General features: G+C 65.7%; 22 protein-coding genes. 14 read left to right on the top strand and 8 right to left on the bottom strand.

Features of this window, described 5'->3' with window-relative positions; translation table 11 throughout:
* The first annotated feature begins 13 nt into the window (after nt 1–13).
* Nucleotides 14–655 carry a Maf-like protein gene (locus VSX60_RS11620; RefSeq protein ID WP_327624347.1) on the top strand — a complete coding sequence of 214 codons (642 nt, stop codon included), beginning with the start codon at nt 14–16 and terminating at the stop codon, nt 653–655.
* Nucleotides 652–855, top strand: coding sequence for a DNA gyrase inhibitor YacG (yacG, locus tag VSX60_RS11615; RefSeq protein WP_327624346.1), 204 nt, complete (start codon nt 652–654; stop codon nt 853–855). The genes VSX60_RS11620 and yacG overlap by 4 nt, the downstream gene beginning before the upstream one ends.
* On the opposite strand, the gene VSX60_RS11610 is transcribed toward yacG, so the two are convergent.
* Entirely contained in the window at nt 800–1,072 is a 273-nt protein-coding gene (locus VSX60_RS11610) for a hypothetical protein (RefSeq protein ID WP_327624409.1), read from the bottom strand. The genes yacG and VSX60_RS11610 overlap by 56 nt on opposite strands.
* Nucleotides 1,073–1,308: 236 nt before the next feature.
* Here VSX60_RS11610 and mbfA point away from each other — a divergent pair, with 236 nt between their 5' ends.
* The gene (mbfA, locus tag VSX60_RS11605; protein WP_327624345.1) at nt 1,309–2,292 is read left to right on the top strand and encodes an iron exporter MbfA; all 984 of its coding nucleotides are present in this window, start codon (nt 1,309–1,311) and stop codon (nt 2,290–2,292) included.
* Nucleotides 2,293–2,303: 11 nt separating this feature from the next.
* Here mbfA and VSX60_RS11600 read toward each other — a convergent pair whose 3' ends face one another.
* Both VSX60_RS11600 and VSX60_RS11595 read right to left on the bottom strand, forming a co-directional pair.
* Complete coding sequence (locus VSX60_RS11600; RefSeq protein WP_327624344.1) at nt 2,304–3,014, bottom strand: transglutaminase-like cysteine peptidase; 711 nt, start codon at nt 3,012–3,014, stop codon at nt 2,304–2,306.
* A 195-nt stretch (nt 3,015–3,209) separates the two neighbouring features.
* Nucleotides 3,210–4,016 carry an alpha/beta hydrolase gene (locus VSX60_RS11595; RefSeq protein WP_327624343.1) on the bottom strand — a complete coding sequence of 269 codons (807 nt, stop codon included), beginning with the start codon at nt 4,014–4,016 and terminating at the stop codon, nt 3,210–3,212.
* Between the two features lie 325 nt (nt 4,017–4,341).
* Between VSX60_RS11595 and infC the strand changes: the two genes are divergently transcribed.
* Complete coding sequence (gene infC, locus VSX60_RS11590; RefSeq protein WP_327624404.1) at nt 4,342–4,881, top strand: translation initiation factor IF-3; 540 nt, start codon at nt 4,342–4,344, stop codon at nt 4,879–4,881.
* Nucleotides 4,882–5,019: 138 nt separating this feature from the next.
* On the opposite strand, the gene VSX60_RS11585 is transcribed toward infC, so the two are convergent.
* Complete coding sequence (locus VSX60_RS11585) at nt 5,020–5,952, bottom strand: hypothetical protein (protein WP_327624342.1); 933 nt, start codon at nt 5,950–5,952, stop codon at nt 5,020–5,022.
* A 338-nt stretch (nt 5,953–6,290) separates the two neighbouring features.
* On the opposite strand from VSX60_RS11585, the gene rpmI reads away from it, so the two are divergent.
* From rpmI to pheT, 8 genes are all read left to right on the top strand, one after another.
* Complete coding sequence (gene rpmI / locus VSX60_RS11580) at nt 6,291–6,491, top strand: 50S ribosomal protein L35 (RefSeq protein ID WP_327624341.1); 201 nt, start codon at nt 6,291–6,293, stop codon at nt 6,489–6,491.
* Between the two features lie 38 nt (nt 6,492–6,529).
* The gene (gene rplT, locus VSX60_RS11575) at nt 6,530–6,949 is read left to right on the top strand and encodes a 50S ribosomal protein L20 (protein WP_327624340.1); all 420 of its coding nucleotides are present in this window, start codon (nt 6,530–6,532) and stop codon (nt 6,947–6,949) included.
* Nucleotides 6,950–7,099: 150 nt separating this feature from the next.
* Nucleotides 7,100–8,185 (top strand): phenylalanine--tRNA ligase subunit alpha, encoded by a 1,086-nt coding sequence (gene pheS, locus VSX60_RS11570; RefSeq protein ID WP_327624338.1) that lies wholly within the window; start codon nt 7,100–7,102, stop codon nt 8,183–8,185.
* 42 nt (nt 8,186–8,227) lie between these two features.
* Nucleotides 8,228–8,503, top strand: a complete 276-nt coding sequence (locus VSX60_RS22570) for a BrnT family toxin (protein WP_442873088.1) — start codon at nt 8,228–8,230, stop codon at nt 8,501–8,503.
* On the top strand, nt 8,481–8,774 hold the full coding sequence (locus tag VSX60_RS11565) for a BrnA antitoxin family protein (RefSeq protein WP_327624337.1): 294 nt from the start codon (nt 8,481–8,483) through the stop codon (nt 8,772–8,774). Before VSX60_RS22570 ends, VSX60_RS11565 begins: the two co-directional genes overlap by 23 nt.
* Nucleotides 8,771–9,196, top strand: a complete 426-nt coding sequence (locus VSX60_RS11560) for a GFA family protein (RefSeq protein ID WP_327624336.1) — start codon at nt 8,771–8,773, stop codon at nt 9,194–9,196. The genes VSX60_RS11565 and VSX60_RS11560 overlap by 4 nt, the downstream gene beginning before the upstream one ends.
* 55 nt (nt 9,197–9,251) lie before the next feature.
* Nucleotides 9,252–9,662: a hypothetical protein gene (locus VSX60_RS11555; RefSeq protein WP_327624335.1), complete on the top strand. Its 411-nt coding sequence runs from the start codon at nt 9,252–9,254 to the stop codon at nt 9,660–9,662.
* Nucleotides 9,663–9,842: 180 nt separating this feature from the next.
* Nucleotides 9,843–12,257 (top strand): phenylalanine--tRNA ligase subunit beta, encoded by a 2,415-nt coding sequence (pheT, locus tag VSX60_RS11550; protein ID WP_327624334.1) that lies wholly within the window; start codon nt 9,843–9,845, stop codon nt 12,255–12,257.
* 56 nt (nt 12,258–12,313) lie between these two features.
* Here the strand turns inward: pheT and VSX60_RS11545 are convergent, their stop codons facing one another.
* From VSX60_RS11545 to VSX60_RS11535, 3 genes are all read right to left on the bottom strand, one after another.
* Nucleotides 12,314–13,846, bottom strand: a complete 1,533-nt coding sequence (locus VSX60_RS11545) for a YifB family Mg chelatase-like AAA ATPase (RefSeq protein WP_327624333.1) — start codon at nt 13,844–13,846, stop codon at nt 12,314–12,316.
* Nucleotides 13,847–14,123: 277 nt separating this feature from the next.
* Nucleotides 14,124–14,744, bottom strand: a complete 621-nt coding sequence (locus VSX60_RS11540) for a YjbE family putative metal transport protein (RefSeq protein WP_327624332.1) — start codon at nt 14,742–14,744, stop codon at nt 14,124–14,126.
* 143 nt (nt 14,745–14,887) lie between these two features.
* The gene (locus VSX60_RS11535; RefSeq protein WP_327624331.1) at nt 14,888–16,270 is read right to left on the bottom strand and encodes a hypothetical protein; all 1,383 of its coding nucleotides are present in this window, start codon (nt 16,268–16,270) and stop codon (nt 14,888–14,890) included.
* Nucleotides 16,271–16,460: 190 nt separating this feature from the next.
* On the opposite strand from VSX60_RS11535, the gene trhO reads away from it, so the two are divergent.
* Nucleotides 16,461–17,348 (top strand): oxygen-dependent tRNA uridine(34) hydroxylase TrhO, encoded by an 888-nt coding sequence (gene trhO / locus VSX60_RS11530; protein WP_327624330.1) that lies wholly within the window; start codon nt 16,461–16,463, stop codon nt 17,346–17,348.
* A gap of 15 nt (nt 17,349–17,363) precedes the next feature.
* On the opposite strand, the gene ald is transcribed toward trhO, so the two are convergent.
* Nucleotides 17,364–18,479 carry an alanine dehydrogenase gene (gene ald / locus VSX60_RS11525; RefSeq protein WP_327624329.1) on the bottom strand — a complete coding sequence of 372 codons (1,116 nt, stop codon included), beginning with the start codon at nt 18,477–18,479 and terminating at the stop codon, nt 17,364–17,366.
* Nucleotides 18,480–18,612: 133 nt separating this feature from the next.
* Here ald and VSX60_RS11520 point away from each other — a divergent pair, with 133 nt between their 5' ends.
* A complete protein-coding gene (locus VSX60_RS11520) occupies nt 18,613–19,086 on the top strand; it encodes an Lrp/AsnC family transcriptional regulator (RefSeq protein WP_327624328.1) in 474 nt (157 codons plus the stop codon).
* Nucleotides 19,087–19,095 lie beyond the last annotated feature (9 nt).

Raw genomic sequence — 19,095 nt, 5'->3', positions numbered from 1 at the left:
AGCGGACGACTTGATGTCAGCGCGCCCCCTCCTGGTGCTCGCCTCGGGTTCGCCCCGGCGGCTCGAACTTCTCAATCAGGCCGGGATCGAGCCGGATCGCCTGCTGCCGGCCGATCTGGACGAGACCCCTCAGCGCAACGAGCATCCCCGCTCGCTGGCCAAGCGCTTGTCGAAGGCGAAGGCCGAAGTCGCAGCCAAGGCGCTGCGCGAGCTCGACATCGACGGCCCATCCTACATCGTCGCTGCGGACACGGTGGTCTCCGTGGGGCGTCAGATCATGCCGAAGGGCGAACTCGTCGATGACGCCGTCGCTAATCTGCGGACGCTCTCCGGGCGAACCCATCGCGTCTATACCGGCGTCTGCCTGATCGGCCCGCGGGGAGCGCTGCGCCAGCGCCTGATCGAGACCCGGGTCCGCTTCAAGCGGCTGTCGCGCCAGGACATTGACAGTTACATCGCGTCCGGCGAGTGGCGAGGCAAGGCCGGCAGCTATGCCATCCAGGGGCTCGCGGGCAGCTTTGTCGTCCGGCTTGTCGGCTCCTATACCAACGTCGTCGGCCTGCCGCTCTATGAAACGCTGGCATTGCTGGCGGGTGAGGGTTACGACATCCATGCACGGTGGAAGGCCGCCACGGTCGCGACGGAGGACGCATGAGCCCCGGTCCGGCCACGGTCACGCCGCTCCGGCCCAAGCGGCGCTGTCCGGAATGCGGCCGTGCCGCGGGGCGCGAAAACTACCCGTTCTGTTCGGCGCGCTGCAAAACCGTCGACCTGCATCGTTGGCTGAGCGGGAGCTACGTCATTCCGGCGACGGAGGAAGTGCCCTCGGATCCGCAGGCAGGAGACGCCGACTAGAGCCGACCTGGTCTTGCGCGATGGGCATCGATGAATCGGTTTTGGATCGGGGTGTTTGCGCGTCCGGCGACGGCGTCTCGGTCAGCTTTGTCCCACTCAATTCCATGACATAGCGCTGTACGGGGCCTGTCGAGCGCGAACGCAGACGGGCGATCCCGAGCGCCTTGAGCGCGGCTTCTACCTCTTCGGCGAGCTGCCGGTCGTCGTCGATAGGCATGGGTCATCCTTCTACTGACACGGCCGATCGATGTATCGGGCCTGCCGATGAATCGGGCGTGTCTTTCAAGTGTTTATATTTTCGTAATCATGATGAATGTCGGCTGAACACTGCCCGGCCGCCTCGCCGCTGTTGCGGTGCCAAGGCGGATAGGGATGCCGGACAGAGGTCTCGCGCGGCTTGCGAACGAGAGAACCAATCAGTAGATTGGAATCATTCTAAAGAAAGAGTTGCCGATGTTGAGCCGTATGACCGCGTTCACCCGCCGAACCATCGACGACCTGTCGGAAGCCGAGATTCTTGCACTCGCCATCGGAGCGGAAGAGGAGGATGGCCGGATCTATGGTGCCTTCGCCGACGGCTTGCGCGAGAACTATCCGGCGTCGGCCAAGATTTTCGAGGCGATGGCGGAGGAGGAGGATGAGCACCGGCGTCGGCTTATCACGCTGTTCCGCGAGAAATTCGGCGAAAGAATCCCGCTGGTGCGCCGCTCCGATATTCGTGGCTTCTATCAACGCAAGCCCGATTGGCTGGTTCGCCCGCTCGGGATCGAGCGGGCGCGTCAGGCGGCCGCTGACATGGAACGGCAGGCGGCGACCTTCTATCGGGAGGCGGCAAAGCGCAGTCAGGACGCGGGCGTTCGGCAATTGCTCGGCGATCTCGCCGCCGCCGAAGCACAGCATGAGCGAACCGCCCAGACGCTTGTCGATGAGACGATCACCGAAGGCGTTCGGTCGGAGGAGGCCGAGACCGAGCGGCGGGCGTTCATCCTCACCTATGTCCAGCCGGGTCTTGCCGGGTTGATGGACGGGTCCGTCTCGACGCTCGCACCGATCTTCGCCGCCGCCTTCGCCACCCACGACAGCCACCAGACGCTGCTGATCGGGCTTGCCGCATCAATCGGTGCCGGCATCTCCATGGGCTTTACCGAGGCGGCCAGCGACGATGGCGTGCTGTCGGGACGTGGCTCTCCCATGCGCCGCGGCATCGCCTCCGGCGTGATGACCGCGCTCGGCGGTCTCGGCCATGCCTTGCCTTATCTGATTTCGGACTTTTGGACCGCGACGGCGATCGCCTTCGTCGTCGTCTTCTTCGAACTGTGGGCAATTGCCTTCATTCAGAACCGCTATATGGACACGCCCTTTCTGCGGGCGGCGCTACAGGTGGTCCTGGGCGGAGCGCTGGTCTTCGCGGCCGGCGTTCTCATTGGCAATGCCTGACGCCCTCGGGGTCATTTCTCGACGGCGCTGACGATTACGTCCCCGCCGTGCCCAATGTCGATCCAGCGGCCGGGATCGGCGCTGCTTTGTCGTTTGAGATATTTGTAGGGCGTGTCCGCCCAGGCCAGGATACGCCATTCGAGATTGTCGAGGATGAAGTCGCCCTGCGTCGTTCGCAACGTCAGCACCGCGTGGCCTTCGCCGTCCGGCCTGAGGACGACCGTGATCAACAGGTTGGCGAGATCGATGCCTTTCTGTGAGAGCACACGGCGTTTTAAGAGGACGAAATCCTCGCAGTCGCCCTCGACGGCCGGATAGGCCCAGCGCTCCTCGACACCGTAGATATCCAAGTCGGAACGGGCTTTGATGCGGGCGTTGATGGTCGTGTTCACGGCAGCCACCGACAGGATGAGGGGACGGCTCAGCTTCAGTGGAGCTGCGGTGATCCCTGCGGCGGGCGGCTCGCACTCGCGCGAATATTCCTGACAGAAGAGCAGATGGCCGATCGGTTGTGTGGTGGGATTGCCGAGGCCCATGAAGGCGCCACGCGGCTCCGAGCGCGCCGAAGTGGCAGTGACCGACAGACAAAGCAGTACCGTGGCGCCAAATGCGCGAAAGGCCCCCATTTCGTACTCCCCTTTGTACGAAAAATGCGTAGATGGCTCATGGTTGAAGCAATCGTGAAAACTGTCAACACATTCAGAGGGTTGCAGAAGCTTCAATGACCAGCCCCACTCAAGGCTCATCGTCGATAGCGAGAGTTTACCCGCGGCCGACGGCCGGAATCGCGCGCCAGCGCAGCCAACTAAGTCGAGGGAATAAAAGGGAATTGTCGCGGCGGGCCGCGGCGCAAGTGATAAAAATATGACATCGGCCCGCCAACAGTCGTGGCGGAAGGATTGGAACGGAACCTTTGGTCAGCTGCCGTCGCGCGCCGCGGTAACCAGATCGAGGGCGGCGCGCTCGATGAGTTCGAGATCCTGCGGCCGCGACAGACGATGGTCGCCGTCACGGATCAGGGTTACGATGACGCCCTCCGACGGCAGATGCGTCACCAGTTCGAGCGCGTGCGCGAACGGCACGTCTTGATCCGCCATGCCTTGGATGATTGTCACCGGACATCGCGTTTCGATCAGCCCCTCCATGACCAGATTTGCGGCGCCATCCTCGAACAGCTTCCGCGTATAGATGTTCGGCTCCGGCGAGTAGTCGGAGGGCTCGGCGATGAAGCCGTCGCGCTCAAGGGCCGCGCGTTGGTCGTCGCGCAACTTCGGTTCCATCAGCCGATGAGTGAAGTCCGGTGCCGGCGCCAGCAGCAAAAGCCCGGCGACCTCGGCTGGCTTTCCGGCCGCCAGCGCCGTCTGGACGAGACGCAGCGCGATCCAGGCCCCCATCGAAGAGCCGATCAGGATCGCCGGACCGTCGACCGCGGCGTCGATGACCGCGGCGGCCTCCTCGGTCCAGCGGCCGATCGTGCCGTCCTCGAACCGCCCGCCGGACTCGCCATGGCCGGAATAATCCAGCCGGCAAAAGGCGAGCGCCTGTTTTTCGGCCAGTTGCGCCAGGTGCTCGGCCTTGGTTCCGTGCATGTCGGACCGGTAGCCACCGAGCCAGACGAGCGCCGGCGCGTCACCCGCCTGGGTGCGAAAGGCGATCGTGCGGGCGCTCGACCCGGAGCCGACGGTGATGGTGCGCGGCTGTTCCGCCTTGGTCTCTGACTGCATGATCGTCGCGGTCCTTTCGTTGCCGGATTGATGGGCGGTACTGGCGAAACCGGTTGGCAGGTTCCATGTTCGATGGTGTCGGGCAGTGACCGTCCGTGCGCTAATGACGCGAAGAACGAGCTGGCGAAAGGGTCGCCATGACGGTCATGGCAGCTTTTTATCGCGGTGGGCGTGCCATTCGCCGATGTCGATGCTATAGAGGACGCCGCTGATTGGGCGCGTGATGAAACTTTGACGTTCGGTTTTCCCATAAGGCAGGGGAATCCGGCAGCCGTTGGCGTTTTCATGGCCCACCCGGGATCGTCAATAACAGGAGAGAACGACCATTCGCAGACCATTTCGTGCACCGCCGACCCAGAAAGAGGGGCCGCGCTCCAACAAGGAGATTCGCGTTCCGCAGGTTCAGTTGATCGATACCGAGGGGACGAACCTCGGGCCTGTGGCGACGCAGGACGCTTTGACGATGGCCGAGGACGCGGGGTTGGATCTCGTCGAGATCGTGCCGACCGCCAATCCGCCGGTCTGCAAGATTCTCGACCTGGGCAAGCTGAAATACGAGAGCCAGAAGAAGGCCGCTGAGACGCGACGGCGCCAGAAGACCATCGAGGTCAAAGAGATCAAGATGCGGCCGAACATCGATGAACACGACTACGAGACCAAGATGAAGTCGGTCCGTCGCTTCTTCGACGAGGGCGACAAGGTCAAGGTCACGTTGCGGTTCCGTGGGCGTGAAATGGCCCATCAGGAACTCGGCATGCGGCTTCTGAACCGCGTTCGCGAGGAAACGGCTGAAATCTCGAAGGTCGAGGCCGAGCCGAAGCTTGAAGGCCGCCAGATGATGATGGTCTTGGCACCGCGAGGCTGAACGGCTCATCCGGGTCCGCGGTACACACCTTGCGGCGCGGGGAATGTAAAACCTTGCCGCCGCTCGCCTGACCGCCCGGGCGAAATCCCGGCCTGATCCTGTGGCGCCGAACGCTGGCGGCCTTTCGCTTAGGTGGGCCTATCGATTTGCCGCCGAGGCGCGCAGCGCATTCGTGTTGCCGTATGATGGTTCGCAATCCCCGATGATCGCCACGAGGGTTTCCTCGACGCCCTTGGCCAACGCGTTGAACCGTCTGCTTCCAGTCCCGCGCCCCACGGCGCGAAGCGTGACAGGCAGCGGAGCCGTGCATCGGACCCCTTTGAGGTCGACGGTCTCCACGTCGCTTTCCCCGTATACGATACGGCTGGCTGCCAGACGCAGGCGGTCATTGTCGTTGTTGACGGCCGCCCGCAACGAGCCGCGGCACCCCAGCGGAGCAAAGAACCGGCGGGTGGTGACGATCTCCTCGGCGGCCGTGTTCACGGCTAAGGGCCTCAGGCCTGCCGACAATAAGACGACCCCGACGGACAGTTCGTCCCAGATCGACTCGATCGTCGCCCGGTCGGGCTGCTCGGTCGTGCCAAGGCCGTACGAGATCAGAAACGACCGTCGCAGATCCGGCGCCAACCGGCGCAGAAGCGTCGCGATGGCCGCGTCGTATCGATCGCCGAGCGGGAGCGGAACCTGAACCGACAGAACCCACAGGCGGGAGGCTCGCCGATGAAGGACAATCCCTGCCCCGCCATGTGCGATGCCGTCGTCGCGTCGCCGGGACGAGGGCAGGCCGGTCTCCGGCAATTCGCTCATCCGAAAGATCGTGCCGACGGAAAGGTAATCGAGGCCCTGGGCATCCCATCGTGCGCCGACGATCCGGCGTAACGTTGGATTGCCGGCGCAAAATCGCCCGCTATCAGCCGCGCCGGCGCCAACACGCTCCAGCACAGCCGAGGCACTGGGAAAAAGTCGCTCCAACGAGGTTAGAACCGCCGCCCAGTGACAGGGGCAAATCGAAGCCAGGGCGGTTTTTTCCCGGACATCGCCGAGTCGCCCCGGAAATTGAATGAGCGTCATTGCTCTCCATCCCTTGCCCCACCAGTATCTTTTCATCGAGTGTGTTGGATGGCAAGGGACCAATTCCGCGTTGTAGAAGTCGCCGGAAAGCGAGGAAGCGGCGGAGCGATCGGAGCCAGCGAGGGGCGCGGATTTTCGTCCCGCCGCGTTGGCCCGCGCGTGAGGGCTCTTGCGTCGGCTTGCGAGGCGCCTTATAAGCCCGTCGTCCAAGCGAACCGACCGGCAGGGCATGCCGTGGCGGTTCTCAATGCTGTCGCGACAATTCCGAATGAGACCGGAGCGGAGCAGGCCGGAAACGGTGGCCCGTCTAGTCGCGATCCTCACGTTAGGAGAGCAAAATGCCCAAGATGAAGACCAAGGCGAGCGCCAAGAAGCGCTTCAGAATGACGGCCTCCGGCCGCGTGAAGGCGGGTGCCGCCGGCAAGCGCCATGGCATGATCAAACGCTCCAACGACTTCCTTCGCGACTCGCGTGGCACGATGATTTTGTCGAAGCCCGACGAGCGGATCGTCAAGACCTACATGCCCTACGACCGCTGAGCGGCGTCGCGCATTTCTAGAATTCCAGGAGCAAGATCATGGCGAGAGTGAAACGGGGCGTCACGTCCCATGCCAAGCACAAGAAGGTTCTCAAGCAGGCCAAGGGTTTCTACGGCCGCCGCAAGAACACCATCCGCGCCGCCAAGGCCGCCGTCGACCGGTCGAAGCAGTACGCCACGCGCGATCGCCGCGTAAAGAAGCGCAATTTCCGCGCTTTGTGGATTCAGCGCATCAACGCCGCCGTCCGCGAGCATGGCTTGACCTATGGCCGCTTCATCGACGGTCTGGGCAAGGCCGGGATCGAGGTCGACCGCAAGGTTCTGTCCGACATCGCGATCCACGAGCCGGAGGCCTTCGCGGTTCTCTGCGAGCAGGCGAAGTCGGCGCTGGCCTATCTCAAGGACAGCAAGTTCGAAGGCGCCTACGAGCGCGCCGTCGGCGAGAAGCGCGCGGCCTGAAGCCACGCCGCATATGACGCCAGGAAGGCCCGCGCCGCACCGCTGCGCGGGCCTTCCGCGTTTCGGGAGGGCGCTGGCGACTTCCCTCGGCGCGCCGCAAGCGCTAATCAGGCCGCCAGGCCGCCGGCGCGGCAAAGCATGGAGTGACAGGTGAGCGACACCGAAGCGTTCGAAGCACGGCTCGAGGCCGATATCGCAGCGGCCGGCGACGAGGCCGCGCTGGAGGCGATCCGGCTTGCCGAGCTCGGCAAGAAGGGCCGCATTTCCGAGATGCTGAAAGGCCTCGGCAAGATGAGCCCGGAGGAGCGCCGCGAGGCGGGTCCCAGGCTCAATGGGCTGCGCGATAGGGTCCAGGCGGCGATCGCGACACGGCGCGAGCAATTGGCTGACGTGGCGATCGCGGCGCGGCTCGCCGCCGAGCGGGTCGACGTCACCTTGCCGGTGCGTCCGAGCCCGGCGGCGCGCGGGCGCATCCATCCGATCAGCCAGGTCGTCGACGAGATCACCGCGATCTTCGCCGACATGGGCTTTGCCATCGCCGAAGGTCCGGACATCGAGACCGACTACTACAATTTCACCGCGCTGAATTTTCCCGAAGGCCACCCGGCCCGCGAAATGCACGACACCTTCTTCCTGAAGGCGAACGCGGCGGGCGAACGCAAGGTGCTGCGCACCCACACTTCGCCCGTGCAGATCCGCACCATGGAGAGCCAGAAGCCGCCGATCCGCATCGTCATTCCGGGCAAGACCTATCGGCAGGATTCCGATGCGACCCATTCGCCGATGTTCCATCAGGTCGAGGGGTTGGTCGTCGACAAGACAGCCAATGTCGCCAATATGAAGTGGGTGCTGGAAGAGTTCTGCAAGACGTTCTTCGAGGTGCCGTCGCTGAACATGCGCTTCCGCCCCTCCTTCTTCCCGTTCACCGAGCCTTCGCTGGAAGTCGACATCCAGTGCGACCGGTCCAAGCCCGGCGAGGTGCGGTTCGGCGAAGGCTCGGACTGGATGGAGATCCTGGGCTGCGGCATGGTGCATCCGAACGTCTTGCGCTCCGGCGGCCTCGATCCGGACGAATATCAGGGCTTTGCCTGGGGCATGGGCATCGATCGTCTCGCCATGCTGAAATACGGCATGCCGGATCTGCGCGCCTTCTTCGACGCCGACATCCGCTGGCTCGAGCATTACGGCTTCCGGCCGCTCGACATGCCAACCCTGTTCGGAGGCTTGAGCTCTTGACGGATCGGATTGTGGCCACGATTTGATTGACGGGCGCCGCCATTGGAGCTTGAATGGGACGAAGAAAAACGGCGGCGCACGCTTTTGGAACGCGGCCTCGACTTTGCGGATGTCGTGGAGTTCGAGTTCGAAACGGCAACGACCGTTGAGGACAATCGGCGTCCCTATGGCGAGGCACGGATGATCTCCACCGGTTATTTCCGCGGTCGCGTATGTGTCGTCTGTTATACGTACCGTCGGGACTGCGTCCGGATCATTTCGTTCCGAAAGGCCAATAGCCGGGAGATCGAGGACTATGAGCAGACTGCCGGACGATAGGCCGCCGCTGACCGACGAGGACGGCGAGGTCCGCGAACTGACGGCGGAGGATTTTCGCCACTTTAAACGGGCACGCGAAGTCCATCCCGAGCTCGTGGATGCCTTCGCCAGGCTTCGGGCTCAACGCGGCTCCCAGAAAGCGCCGACCAAGGAGCGCGTCGGCCTGAGGCTCGACCGCTCGGTGATCGATCATTTTCGCGCTGGCGGTCCGGGCTGGCAGTCGCGGATCAACGCGGTTCTGGCCGAACATGTGAAGGCCGCCGGAAGGTGAGCGAAAGAGCGCCCCCTGATGTCCGCCACGCTGGCGGCTGCCGTTGCGGACGCGTCCGCTTTCGTGCCTCGGCCGACCCAATTTTCACCAGCTATTGCCACTGCCGTGACTGCCGCAAGGCGTCCGGTGCGCCGGTCCTGGCTTTCGTAGGCTTCTGCCGCGATGACGTCACCTTCGAGGCGGCGGGCGAGAAGGACTATGGCGACAGTCCGGCCAGACGCTCCTTCTGCCCGGAATGCGGGACGCCGATCGCCTATCGCGACGATCGGCTGGCTGATCGCATTTACTTCGTTCTCGGAGCGATGGACGCGCCGCAATGCTACCCGCCGACCCATCACGCCTTTCTGTGCGAGGCGCTGGATTTTCCGGCGATCGAGGATGGCCTGCCGCGATATCGGCGGTTCAGCGTAGAGCGGCCTTGATTTCTGACGCAATGCCGCAGATGGACATCCTTCAAGGCAACAACGGAACCCCGCCATGTCCCCGCGCATGATCGTCCTCGAAGTGATCGCCGTCGTCGCCGGCGCGATCATCGGCTTGCTTGTCGTCGATTTTTTCCACTGGCTGTTCGCCGATGGTGCCTTCTTCGCGCTGCTGTCGTCGCTCGGCCGCATCGTGGTGGCGCTGGTGACCGTCGGCCTGTTCGCCTTCTACTATCGCTCGATGCCGCCGACGCCGGCCGCGCTCGCTTCGTTCTTCACCGGCGTCGGCCTGCCGGCAATCCTCGACAAATTCGGCTTCGACTCCCCGCTCAGTTGGGGAACGCTGTTGTTCCTTTATGTGATTTTCGCCGTCGTCGCGCTGTTCACCTATCGCTTCGTCCACGCCAACGCTGCCGTCCGTCGTGTGGCCGGCGAGATCACTTCCTCCGACGGCCCGAACTCGTAGGGCGAGTGTTGCCGGTGGTCTCCCACCGGCGACCTTTCCGTTGACGCGGACAACCTTCGCGTCCTACGCAGCAGGGCCGCGCCCGACGCGTGTTTTGCGCCGAGCGCCGGCTCCGTTCTTCGAGACATCCATCCTTCGCGCCGCAAGGCCCGCTCGCAACCCAACCGACGATCGCTTCCCATGAAATTCACCCTCTCCTGGCTCAAGGACCATCTCGACACCGACGCGTCGCTGGCCGAGATCTGCGAACGCCTGACGATGATCGGGTTGGAGGTCGAGGCCGTCGACGACCGCGCCGTGTTCGCGCCGTTCCGGATCGCGCGGGTGCTCTCCGCCGAAAAGCACCCTGACGCCGACAAGCTGAAGGTGCTGACCGTCGAGGCCGGACCCGACATCAACGGCGGCAAGCCGATGCAGATCGTCTGCGGTGCGCCGAACGCGCGCGCCGGGCTGGTCGGCGTCCTCGCGATCCCCGGCACCTATGTGCCCGGCATCGACACGACCCTGTCGATCGGGCGGATTCGCGGCGTCGAATCCCACGGCATGATGTGTTCCGAGCGCGAACTGGAACTCTCCGACAGCCATGACGGGATCATCGATCTGGCGGAAGACGCACCAGTCGGCGCCAAATTCGCCGACTATGCCGATCTCGCCGACCCGGTCATCGAGATCAATTTGACGCCGAACCGCCCCGACGCGACCGGCGTTGCCGGCATCGCGCGCGATCTCGCCGCCTCCGGCCTCGGAACGTTGAAGACGAAGGCGTCGGAGCGGATCGAAGGGGAAGGCGACTGCCCGGTCGCCGTTCGTGTCGAGAGCGCCACCTGCACCGGCTTCGCGCTCCGCCAGGTGGCGGGAGTCGCCAACGGCGCCTCGCCGCAGTGGATGCAGAAGCGTCTGCGGGCGATCGGACTTCGCCCGATCAACGCCCTCGTCGACATCACCAACTACGTCACCTTCGACCGCGGCCGGCCCCTGCACGTCTTCGACGCGGCCAAGGTGGCGGGCGACCTCACCGTGCGCGACGCCAGGGCCGGCGAGGCGGTGCTGGCGCTGGACGGCCGCACCTACACACTCGCCGACGGCATGTGCGTCATCGCCGACGACAACGGCGTGGAATCGATCGCCGGCATCATGGGCGGCGAGCAGTCCGGCTGCGACGCGGCGACCACTAACGTCCTTATTGAATCGGCGCTCTGGGAGCCGGTCGACATCGCCCGCACCGGCCGGACGCTCGGCATCATCACCGATGCCCGCTACCGCTTCGAACGCGGCGTCGACCCGGCCTTCATGGAGCCGGGGCTGGATCTTGCGACGCGTCTGGTCCTCGACATCTGCGGCGGCACGCCCTCGAAGCGCACAATCGTCGCTGAAGCCGAGCGCGAGACGCTGTCGATCCCGTTGCCCTTCGGCGAAGTCGAGCGGCTGACCGGGCTGACCGTCACGCCGGACGAGCAGGTGGCCATCTTGAAGCGGCTCGGCTTCGGTGTGTCGAGCGACGACGCGGCGGCGAGCGTGACGGTTCCGAGTTGGCGGCCCGACATCGACGGCAAGGCCGACCTGGTCGAGGAAATCATGCGCCTCACCGGCGTCGAGACGATCGAACCCCAGCCGCTGGCGGCCGCGGCTTCCGTCAACACCCGCATCCTCACCGTTCCGCAGATCCGCGACCGTGCCGCCCGCCGGGCGCTGGCCGCGCGCGGCATGGTCGAGACCGTGAACTACAGCTTCATTCCCGAGAACCACGCCATGGCTTTCGGCGGCGGCACTGAGGCGCTGAAGCTGGAAAATCCGATCTCGGCGGACATGTCCGACATGCGGCCTTCGCTGCTGCCGGGCCTGATCGCGGCCGCAAGCCGCAACGCTGCCCGGGGCTATGGCGACACCGCCCTGTTCGAGGTGGCGGCGGTCTACGCCTCCGACGAGCCGGACGGCCAGATGCGCGTCGCCGGCGGCGTGCGGCGCGGGACGGCCGTGCACAGCGGCGCGGGACGGTCCTGGGATGGCAACGCCCCCGCCGTCTTCGTCTTTGAGGCCAAGGCTGACGCCATCGCCGCGCTGGAAGCGGCCGGCGCGCCCGTCGACCGGCTGATGATCGAAGCGCCCGCGAGCGATTGGTTTCATCCCGGTCGGTCCGGCCGTATCAAGCTCGGCCCGAAAGTGATCCTCGCCGAGTTCGGCGAGTTTCATCCCAAAACCTTGAAGCAGATCGACGCTGCCGGCGCGTTCTGCGGCTTCGAGGTGTTCCTCGACGCGATCCCCGAGCCCAAGCGCAAGGCCACCCGCACCAAGCCGGTGCTGACCCTGTCGCCGTTCCAGCCGGTGCGCCGCGACTTCGCCTTCGTCGTCGATGCCGGCGTGGAGGCGCTGAAGCTCGTGCGCGCCGCCGAGGGCGCCGACAGGAAGCTGGTCGGCGAGGTGCGCGTCTTCGACGTCTTTTCGGGCGCGGCGCTCGGCGAAGGCAAGAAGTCCGTCGCCATCGAGGTGACGCTCAATCCGGCCGACCGAACGCTGACCGACGAAGATTTGGAAGCGGTCTCGGCCAGGATCGTCGCCCAGGTCGAAAAAGTCACCGGCGGCACGCTGCGCGGCTGACGCGCGACTGCGCCGGGCAACGGCCTCGGCGGCTGCCGGCGATGGCGCTTCCGCGCTCATGCCGCCGCCGCCAGCCGCTCGCCTGCGACGCGGTAGGAGATCGCCTCGGCAAGGTGAATGCGCCTGACGGTTTCGTTCTGGTCGAGATCGGCGAGGGTGCGGGCGACCTTCAGGATGCGGTGATAGGCGCGGGCCGAGAACTTCATCTGCTCGGCGGCGTCCCGCAGAAGCTTCAGGCCCTCGGCGTCGGGCTCGGCGATCGTCTCGATGAGGGCGGCCGAGCAATGGGCGTTGACCGTCGCTCCGGACAGGCCCACGGCCTCGTAACGCTCGATCTGGAGTGCGCGGGCCGCCGCCACCCGAGCCTTGACCGCCTCTGACGTCTCGGACGGTTGCGGCCGGATCATGTCGGCGGCGGTGACCGCCGGCACGTCGACGCGCAGATCGATCCGGTCCATCAGCGGGCCTGAGATCCGCGCCTGATAATCGGCCGCGCAGCGGGCCCCACGCGCGCAGGAGCGGCCGGGCTCGCCCGCCATGCCGCAGCGACAGGGGTTCATCGCCGCGACCAGCTGCATCTTGGCCGGATAGGTCACCCGGTGATTGGCTCGCGCGATGACACTTTCACCCGCTTCGAGCGGCTGCCGCAGCGAGTCGAGCACCACCGGCGAGAATTCGGGAAACTCGTCGAGGAAGAGGACGCCGCGATGGGCGAGCGACACCTCGCCGGGCCGGGCGCGCAAGCCGCCGCCGACCATCGCGGCCATGGAGGCGGAATGATGCGGCGCGCGGAACGGGCGCCGGTCGGAGAGCTTGCCGCCGGAAAGTTCTCCGGCGATCGAGGCGATCATCGAGACCTCGAGAAGTTCCTTGGGGGTCAGCGCCGGCAGGATCGAGGGCAGCCGCTGGGCGAGCATCGACTTGCCGGAGCCGGGCGGTCCGACCATCAGGAGATTGTGGCCGCCCGCGGCGGCGATTTCGAGCGCCCGTTTGGCGACCGTCTGCCCCTTGATCTCGGAGAGGTCCGGCAGGTTGGCGGGCGCGGCCCTGACCGCCGGTTCCGGCCGCGCGACGATCTGGGTGCCGCGAAAATGATTGGCGATCTGGATCAGGCTGCGGGCGGCAATGATGTCCATGTCGCCGCTTGCCCAGGCGGCTTCCGCGCCACAATCGGCCGGGCAGATCAGCCCGAGACCGATGGCGTTGGCCCCGATCGCCGCCGGCAGCGTCCCGGCCACCGCCGTCAGCATGCCATCGAGCGACAATTCGCCGAGAACGACGTAGCCGGCGAGCGCGTCGGAGGGGATCGCGCCGAGCGCCGCCATCAGTCCGAGCGCGATCGGCAGGTCGTAGTGGCTGCCCTCCTTGGGCAGGTCGGCCGGCGCGAGGTTGACGGTGACCTTCTTGGGCGGCATCGACAGGCCCGAGGCGTGCAGCGCCGCCTGGACTCGCTCCCGGCTTTCGGCGACGGCCTTGTCGGGCAGGCCGACGATCTGGATGCCGACCTTGCCGGGGGCGACCATGACCTGGACGTCGACCGGGACGGCCTCGATTCCCTGAAACGCGACGGTCTTGACGCGCGACACCATGGGGTCACCCCTCGAACCGGCGGCCTGTACCCACAGCGGTGAGACGGCCGCCTTGACCAAGAATGCCTCAAGGTAAGCATGGTTTTGAGAATGAAACAAGAACATCATTCGAACAAAACCGCGCCGAATCGAGTCGCGCCGTTCAACCGGATGATTCGTTAAAGGCAAATTAATTCAGGATTAGCCATGTTTTCCGGCCTCGGCGGCTCACCTCGCAGGACCCGCTAACGCCACCACGGGCGCCCGACCGTCGCCTCGCTTTCGCCTGTCGCCGGCTTCAGCCCAGCAGGTACGGCGCAGTCTCCTGCCAGCCTTCGTAGATCATCTTCAGCGCGACATAGAGGATGATCACCAGGCCGATATAGCCGATCCAGCGATAGCGGCCGAGCAGCCGCGCGATCAGCGTCGCGGCGAGGCCCATCAGCGCGATCGACAGGATCAGGCCGAGCACAAGTACCCAGAGGTGCTCGCGGGCCGCGCCGGCGACGGCGAGCACGTTGTCGAGCGACATCGAGACGTCGGCGAGGACGATCTGCCAGATCGCCTGGCTGAGCGACTTGCGCGGTGCCAGGCTTGCGCTGTCGCCATAGAGCGCGGCTTCGGCGGCGGGGTCCGGCACCCGCAGCTCCTGCCACATCTTCCAACTCACCCAGAGCAGCAGCAGCCCTCCGGCCAAAAGCAGGCCGACGATCTCGATCAGCTGCGTCGTGACCGTGGCGAAGCCGATGCGCAGCACCGTGGCGGCGATGATGCCGACGAGGATCGCCTTGCCGCGTTGCGCGGCTGGCAGGCCGGCCGCGGCGAGACCGATCACCACGGCATTGTCGCCGGCGAGCACCAGATCGATCATGATGACCTGCGCCAGCGCCGTCAGGGATTCTGCCGTCAGAAATTCCATCGCCAAGAAAGCTTTCGGGAAAATATGGAGCCGTTCGTCTCGACCGGAGGGGTTGGGCGTCGGCGTGCAGGACGCCGCTTGAAGTAGTGCAATCGCCGCGTGCGGGAAAGCGCTTGCCGTCTATCCGGGCCAAAGTGGAATAGTCACAGCATCGCCGCAACGAGCACCGACAGCGAAAGCGCCAGTCCGGCGACGAGGTTGAAGCCGCGGTTCCACACCAGGCCCACATGGAGCGCGCTGGCATGGCCAAGCCGGCCGACCAGCATGGTCGTCGCCGTGAAGGGCGACGACGCGCCGGTCAACGCCCAGCCGGCGGTCAGCGCGACGATGATGGCGTTCGGCGAGACCCCCAGGGCTTCGGCGGACGGAAGCAACGGGGCGAGCAGCGAAACCGACAGCAGAGGGTTCATGCCGATCTGGCCGAGCAGCGGGATGAACCAGACCAATGCGACCAGGACGAGCGGGCCAGGAAGCGCGGCAAGACCGGCTGGTTGGCTTTCCATCAATGGCTGCAGCAACGCGCTGCCGACCGTGCCGATGAACCCTGCCATGACCAAGAGGACGAGCTCCGAATGGTAGGATGGTACCTCAGCGATCGTAAAGTTCCGCAGATGGGTGAGCCAGCGCCGCGCGGTACCCTCCGGCCCCCGCGTCTGGACGAACAGCCAGCCGACGGCCAGCGTCGGGACCAGCAGCATGACCACCGCGATCATCCGCAGGCCGGTCAAAAGCTCGAGCGCCGCCACGCCGGAAAACAGCAGCAGCAACAGCGCCAGCAGCGGCTTCAGGTCGCGCCAGCTGCCGATCGGCTTCGCGCGTGCCGGGCGCGGCTGCGAGAGCTTTGGCTTGTAGAGCGAATCCAGCGCCCAGCCGACGAAGGTCACCAGGACGGCGTTGAGAATCGCGAAGCCCGCCGCGCCGCTCCAAGAGGAGCCCGGGATGATCGAGGTGGTGATCGCCATGGCAAAGGCGAGCGGCGACCACGCCAGGGTGGCGACGAAGCCGCGCTGGATGGCCAAAAGCATGCGTCGGTTGCGGATCTCGCGAATCTGCGCGTTGGTCTCCCGATTCGCGATGCTTTCCGTCAGGCCGCCGAGCAGCGAGATCGCGCCGTAATTGAGGATGAGCGCGAACAGGTGGCCGCCGATCGTCAGGGCCAGATAGCGCTTGCCCGGCGGCTGCGTCGCCAGATACTGCCCGCAGCGCGCGATCGCCGGCGAGGTCGAGGCAGGATTGCGCAGCGAGGCGAGGGCGATGAAGAATGCCGCGATGAACGATCCCTGGGCGAGTCCGCGAAGCGCGATGTCTTGCCAGTCGGGCCGGAAAATGACGGCGGCCGCGACAAGGCCGAGGCCGGCCGCGACGAAAGCCTGCCGCGACGGACGCGCGCGGGGCGCGGCAAGCGCGAGAAATGCCACGATCCCTGCCGAGCCGACCATCGACGCCGTCGCGTCGCCGGTCCATTCGCGCAGGAGGACGGCAAAGGCGGTGACGATCAGCACGACGCCGATGACACGGTCGAGCACGGGCGATGGAACTCCGAAGGGTTGCGAGCAGGTGGCGGGATTCGTTTCCCTCTCTTATCATCTTCCGGTCGGCCGTCACCGCAACGCGGGAGAAAATTCGCCGATCGCCCGGACACAGGCCGACACCGCTGGAGGAACGCTGGCGCGACCGCGCATTTGTCAGGCGCGACTCGTGGCGCTATGAGGCGGCATGCCGTTCACCGTCGCTGCCTTCTACCGGTTCGTCCCGCTCGATGATCTGCCGTCGCTCAAGTCGGCGCTCGCGCGATTTTGCGCCGAGCGCGAGGCACGCGGTACGATTCTGATCGCGCCCGAGGGTGTCAACGGCACCATCGCCGGAACGAAGCCGGCGATCGCCGCGATCATCGACGAACTCGACCGCCGCTGCGGCATCCGGCGCGGCGAGGTCAAATTCTCCGAAGCCGATGTCTGGCTTTTCGCGCGGCTGAAGATCCGCATCCGGCCCGAGATCATCACCATGCGCGCGCCCGAGGCCAATCCGTCGATGCAAGTCGGCACCTATGTCGAAGCGCAGGACTGGAACGCGCTGATTGCCGATCCGGAGGTGGTCGTCGTCGACACCCGCAACCGTTACGAGACCAAGGTCGGCGGCTTCGAGGGGGCGATCGACCCCGGCATCGACAATTTCACCGAATTCAAGGATTTCGTCGCGGCCAGCCTCGACCCGAAGGCCCATCGAAAGGTTGCGATGTTCTGCACGGGCGGCATCCGCTGCGAAAAGGCCTCGGCCTACATGCTGTCGAAGGGGTTCGAGAGCGTTTTCCACCTCAGGGGCGGCATCCTGAAATATCTCGAGGAGGTGCCGGAAGACGACAGCCGCTGGCGGGGCGATTGCTACGTCTTCGACGGGCGGGTCGCCGTCGGCCACGGGCTGGAGGCGACCGACTGGGCCGCGTGTTTCGGCTGCGGGGCACCCCTCTCGCCCGACGATCAGGCATCGCCGGCCTACGAGGACGGCGTCTCCTGCCCGCATTGCATCGACCGCCTCACCGGGGAGAAAGCCGCGGCGCTGCGCGAGCGCCAGCGGCAGATGACGGCGCGCGAACCGGCCGACTGACCGCTTAGCGCTGCCTCAGGCGGCTAGCGCCTGGTTGGCGTCGATCATCGCCCGGCCGAGCGATTCGGCGACGGCCCGGTTGGTGATCTGACCACGATGGACATTGAGCCCGTGCATCAGGTGTGGGTCGGCCGACAACGCCTCGAGCCTGCGGTTGGCCAGCGCCAGGCCGAAGGGCAGCGTCGCGTTGTTGAGCGCGTGCGCCGAGGTGATCGGCACGGCGCCCGGCATGTTGGCGACGCAGTAATGCACGACGCCGTCGATCTCGAAGGTCGGTTCGGCGTGAGTCGTCGCGTGCGAGGTCTCGAAGCAGCCGCCCTGGTCGATGGCGACATCGACCAGCACCGCGCCCTTTTTCATACCGGAGAGCATCTCGCGGGTGACGAGCTTTGGCGCCGAGGCTCCGGGGATGAGCACCGCGCCGATCACGGCGTCGGCGGCGAACACTTCTTCCTCGATCGCCGTCTTGGTCGAATAGCGCGTATGGACGCGGCCGGCGAAGAGGTCGTCGAGGTCGCGCAGACGCTGGATCGAACGGTCGAGGATGGTGACGTCGGCGCCGAGGCCGATCGCCATCTTGGCCGCTTCCTTGCCGACGACGCCGCCACCGATGATGACGATCTTGCCGGGGGCGACGCCGGGGACGCCGCCGAGCAACACGCCGCGCCCGCCATGGGCCTTTTCGAGAGCCCGGGCCGCGGCCTGGATCGACAGTCGGCCCGCGACCTCCGACATCGGCGCCAGCAGCGGCAAGCCGCCGCGCCCGTCGGTGACGGTCTCGTAGGCGATCGCGGTCACGCCCGAAGCGAGCAATCCCTCGGTCTGCTTCGGGTCCGGCGCGAGGTGGAGATAGGTGTAGAGGATCTGGCCCTCGCGCAGCTGCGCCCACTCGTTCGGCTGCGGCTCCTTGACCTTCACCACCATGTCGGCGGCCTTGAAGATTTCAGCGGCATCGGCGGCGATCGTCGCGCCCGCAGCCTGGTAATCGGCGTCGCTGGCGTCGATGCCCGCTCCGGCGCCGGTCTCGATGAGCACCTCATGGCCCTGGGCGACGTATTCGCGGGCCGCCGACGGCGTCAGGCCGACGCGGTATTCGTGGTTCTTGATCTCTTTCGGGCAGCCGACGCGCATGATGGTCCTCCTCTGGGCGATCTCGCAGATTTCGCCGGAAGCGGTCGCAATGTCCTTTCGAAATTGAGGCGTTTGACGGGAGGTTGCACAACGAACTTGCGTCACATTGGTGTTAGGCGCAAAAATCCCGTGCATGGACGCCTTGGACCGATTTGACCTTGCCATTATGCGTGCTTTGGAGCGCGAAGGGCGACTGACCAACAACACCCTCGCCGAACGGGTCGGCTTGTCGCCGTCGGCCTGTTCCCGCCGGCTCGACCGGCTGGAGGCGACCGGCGCAATTCTTAGCTATCATGCCCGGCTGTCCAATCGCGCGCTCGGCCATCCGATCACCGTCCTCGTGCATATCGGGCTATCCGGCCAGAGCGAGCGCCAATTGGCCGAGTTCGAGGCGGCGGCGAAGCGCTGCCCGAACGTGATCGTCTGCTTTTTGATGTCGGGCGAATACGACTATCTCCTGCGGATCGCGGCCCGCGATCTGGAGGACTACGAGCGCATCCACAAGACCCATCTGTCGGCGTTTCCGCATGTCGTGCGGATCAACTCGTCCTTCGCGTTGCGCGAAGTCCTCGATCGCTCGACGGTGCAGATCGATCCGGGGGTGTGAAGCGCGGAC

Source organism: Aurantimonas sp. A3-2-R12, assembly GCF_036016755.1.
Lineage (GTDB): Bacteria > Pseudomonadota > Alphaproteobacteria > Rhizobiales > Rhizobiaceae > Aurantimonas > Aurantimonas coralicida_A.
Note: the sequence above shows the minus strand (reverse complement) of the source record. Positions and strands in the feature narration are given on the sequence as shown.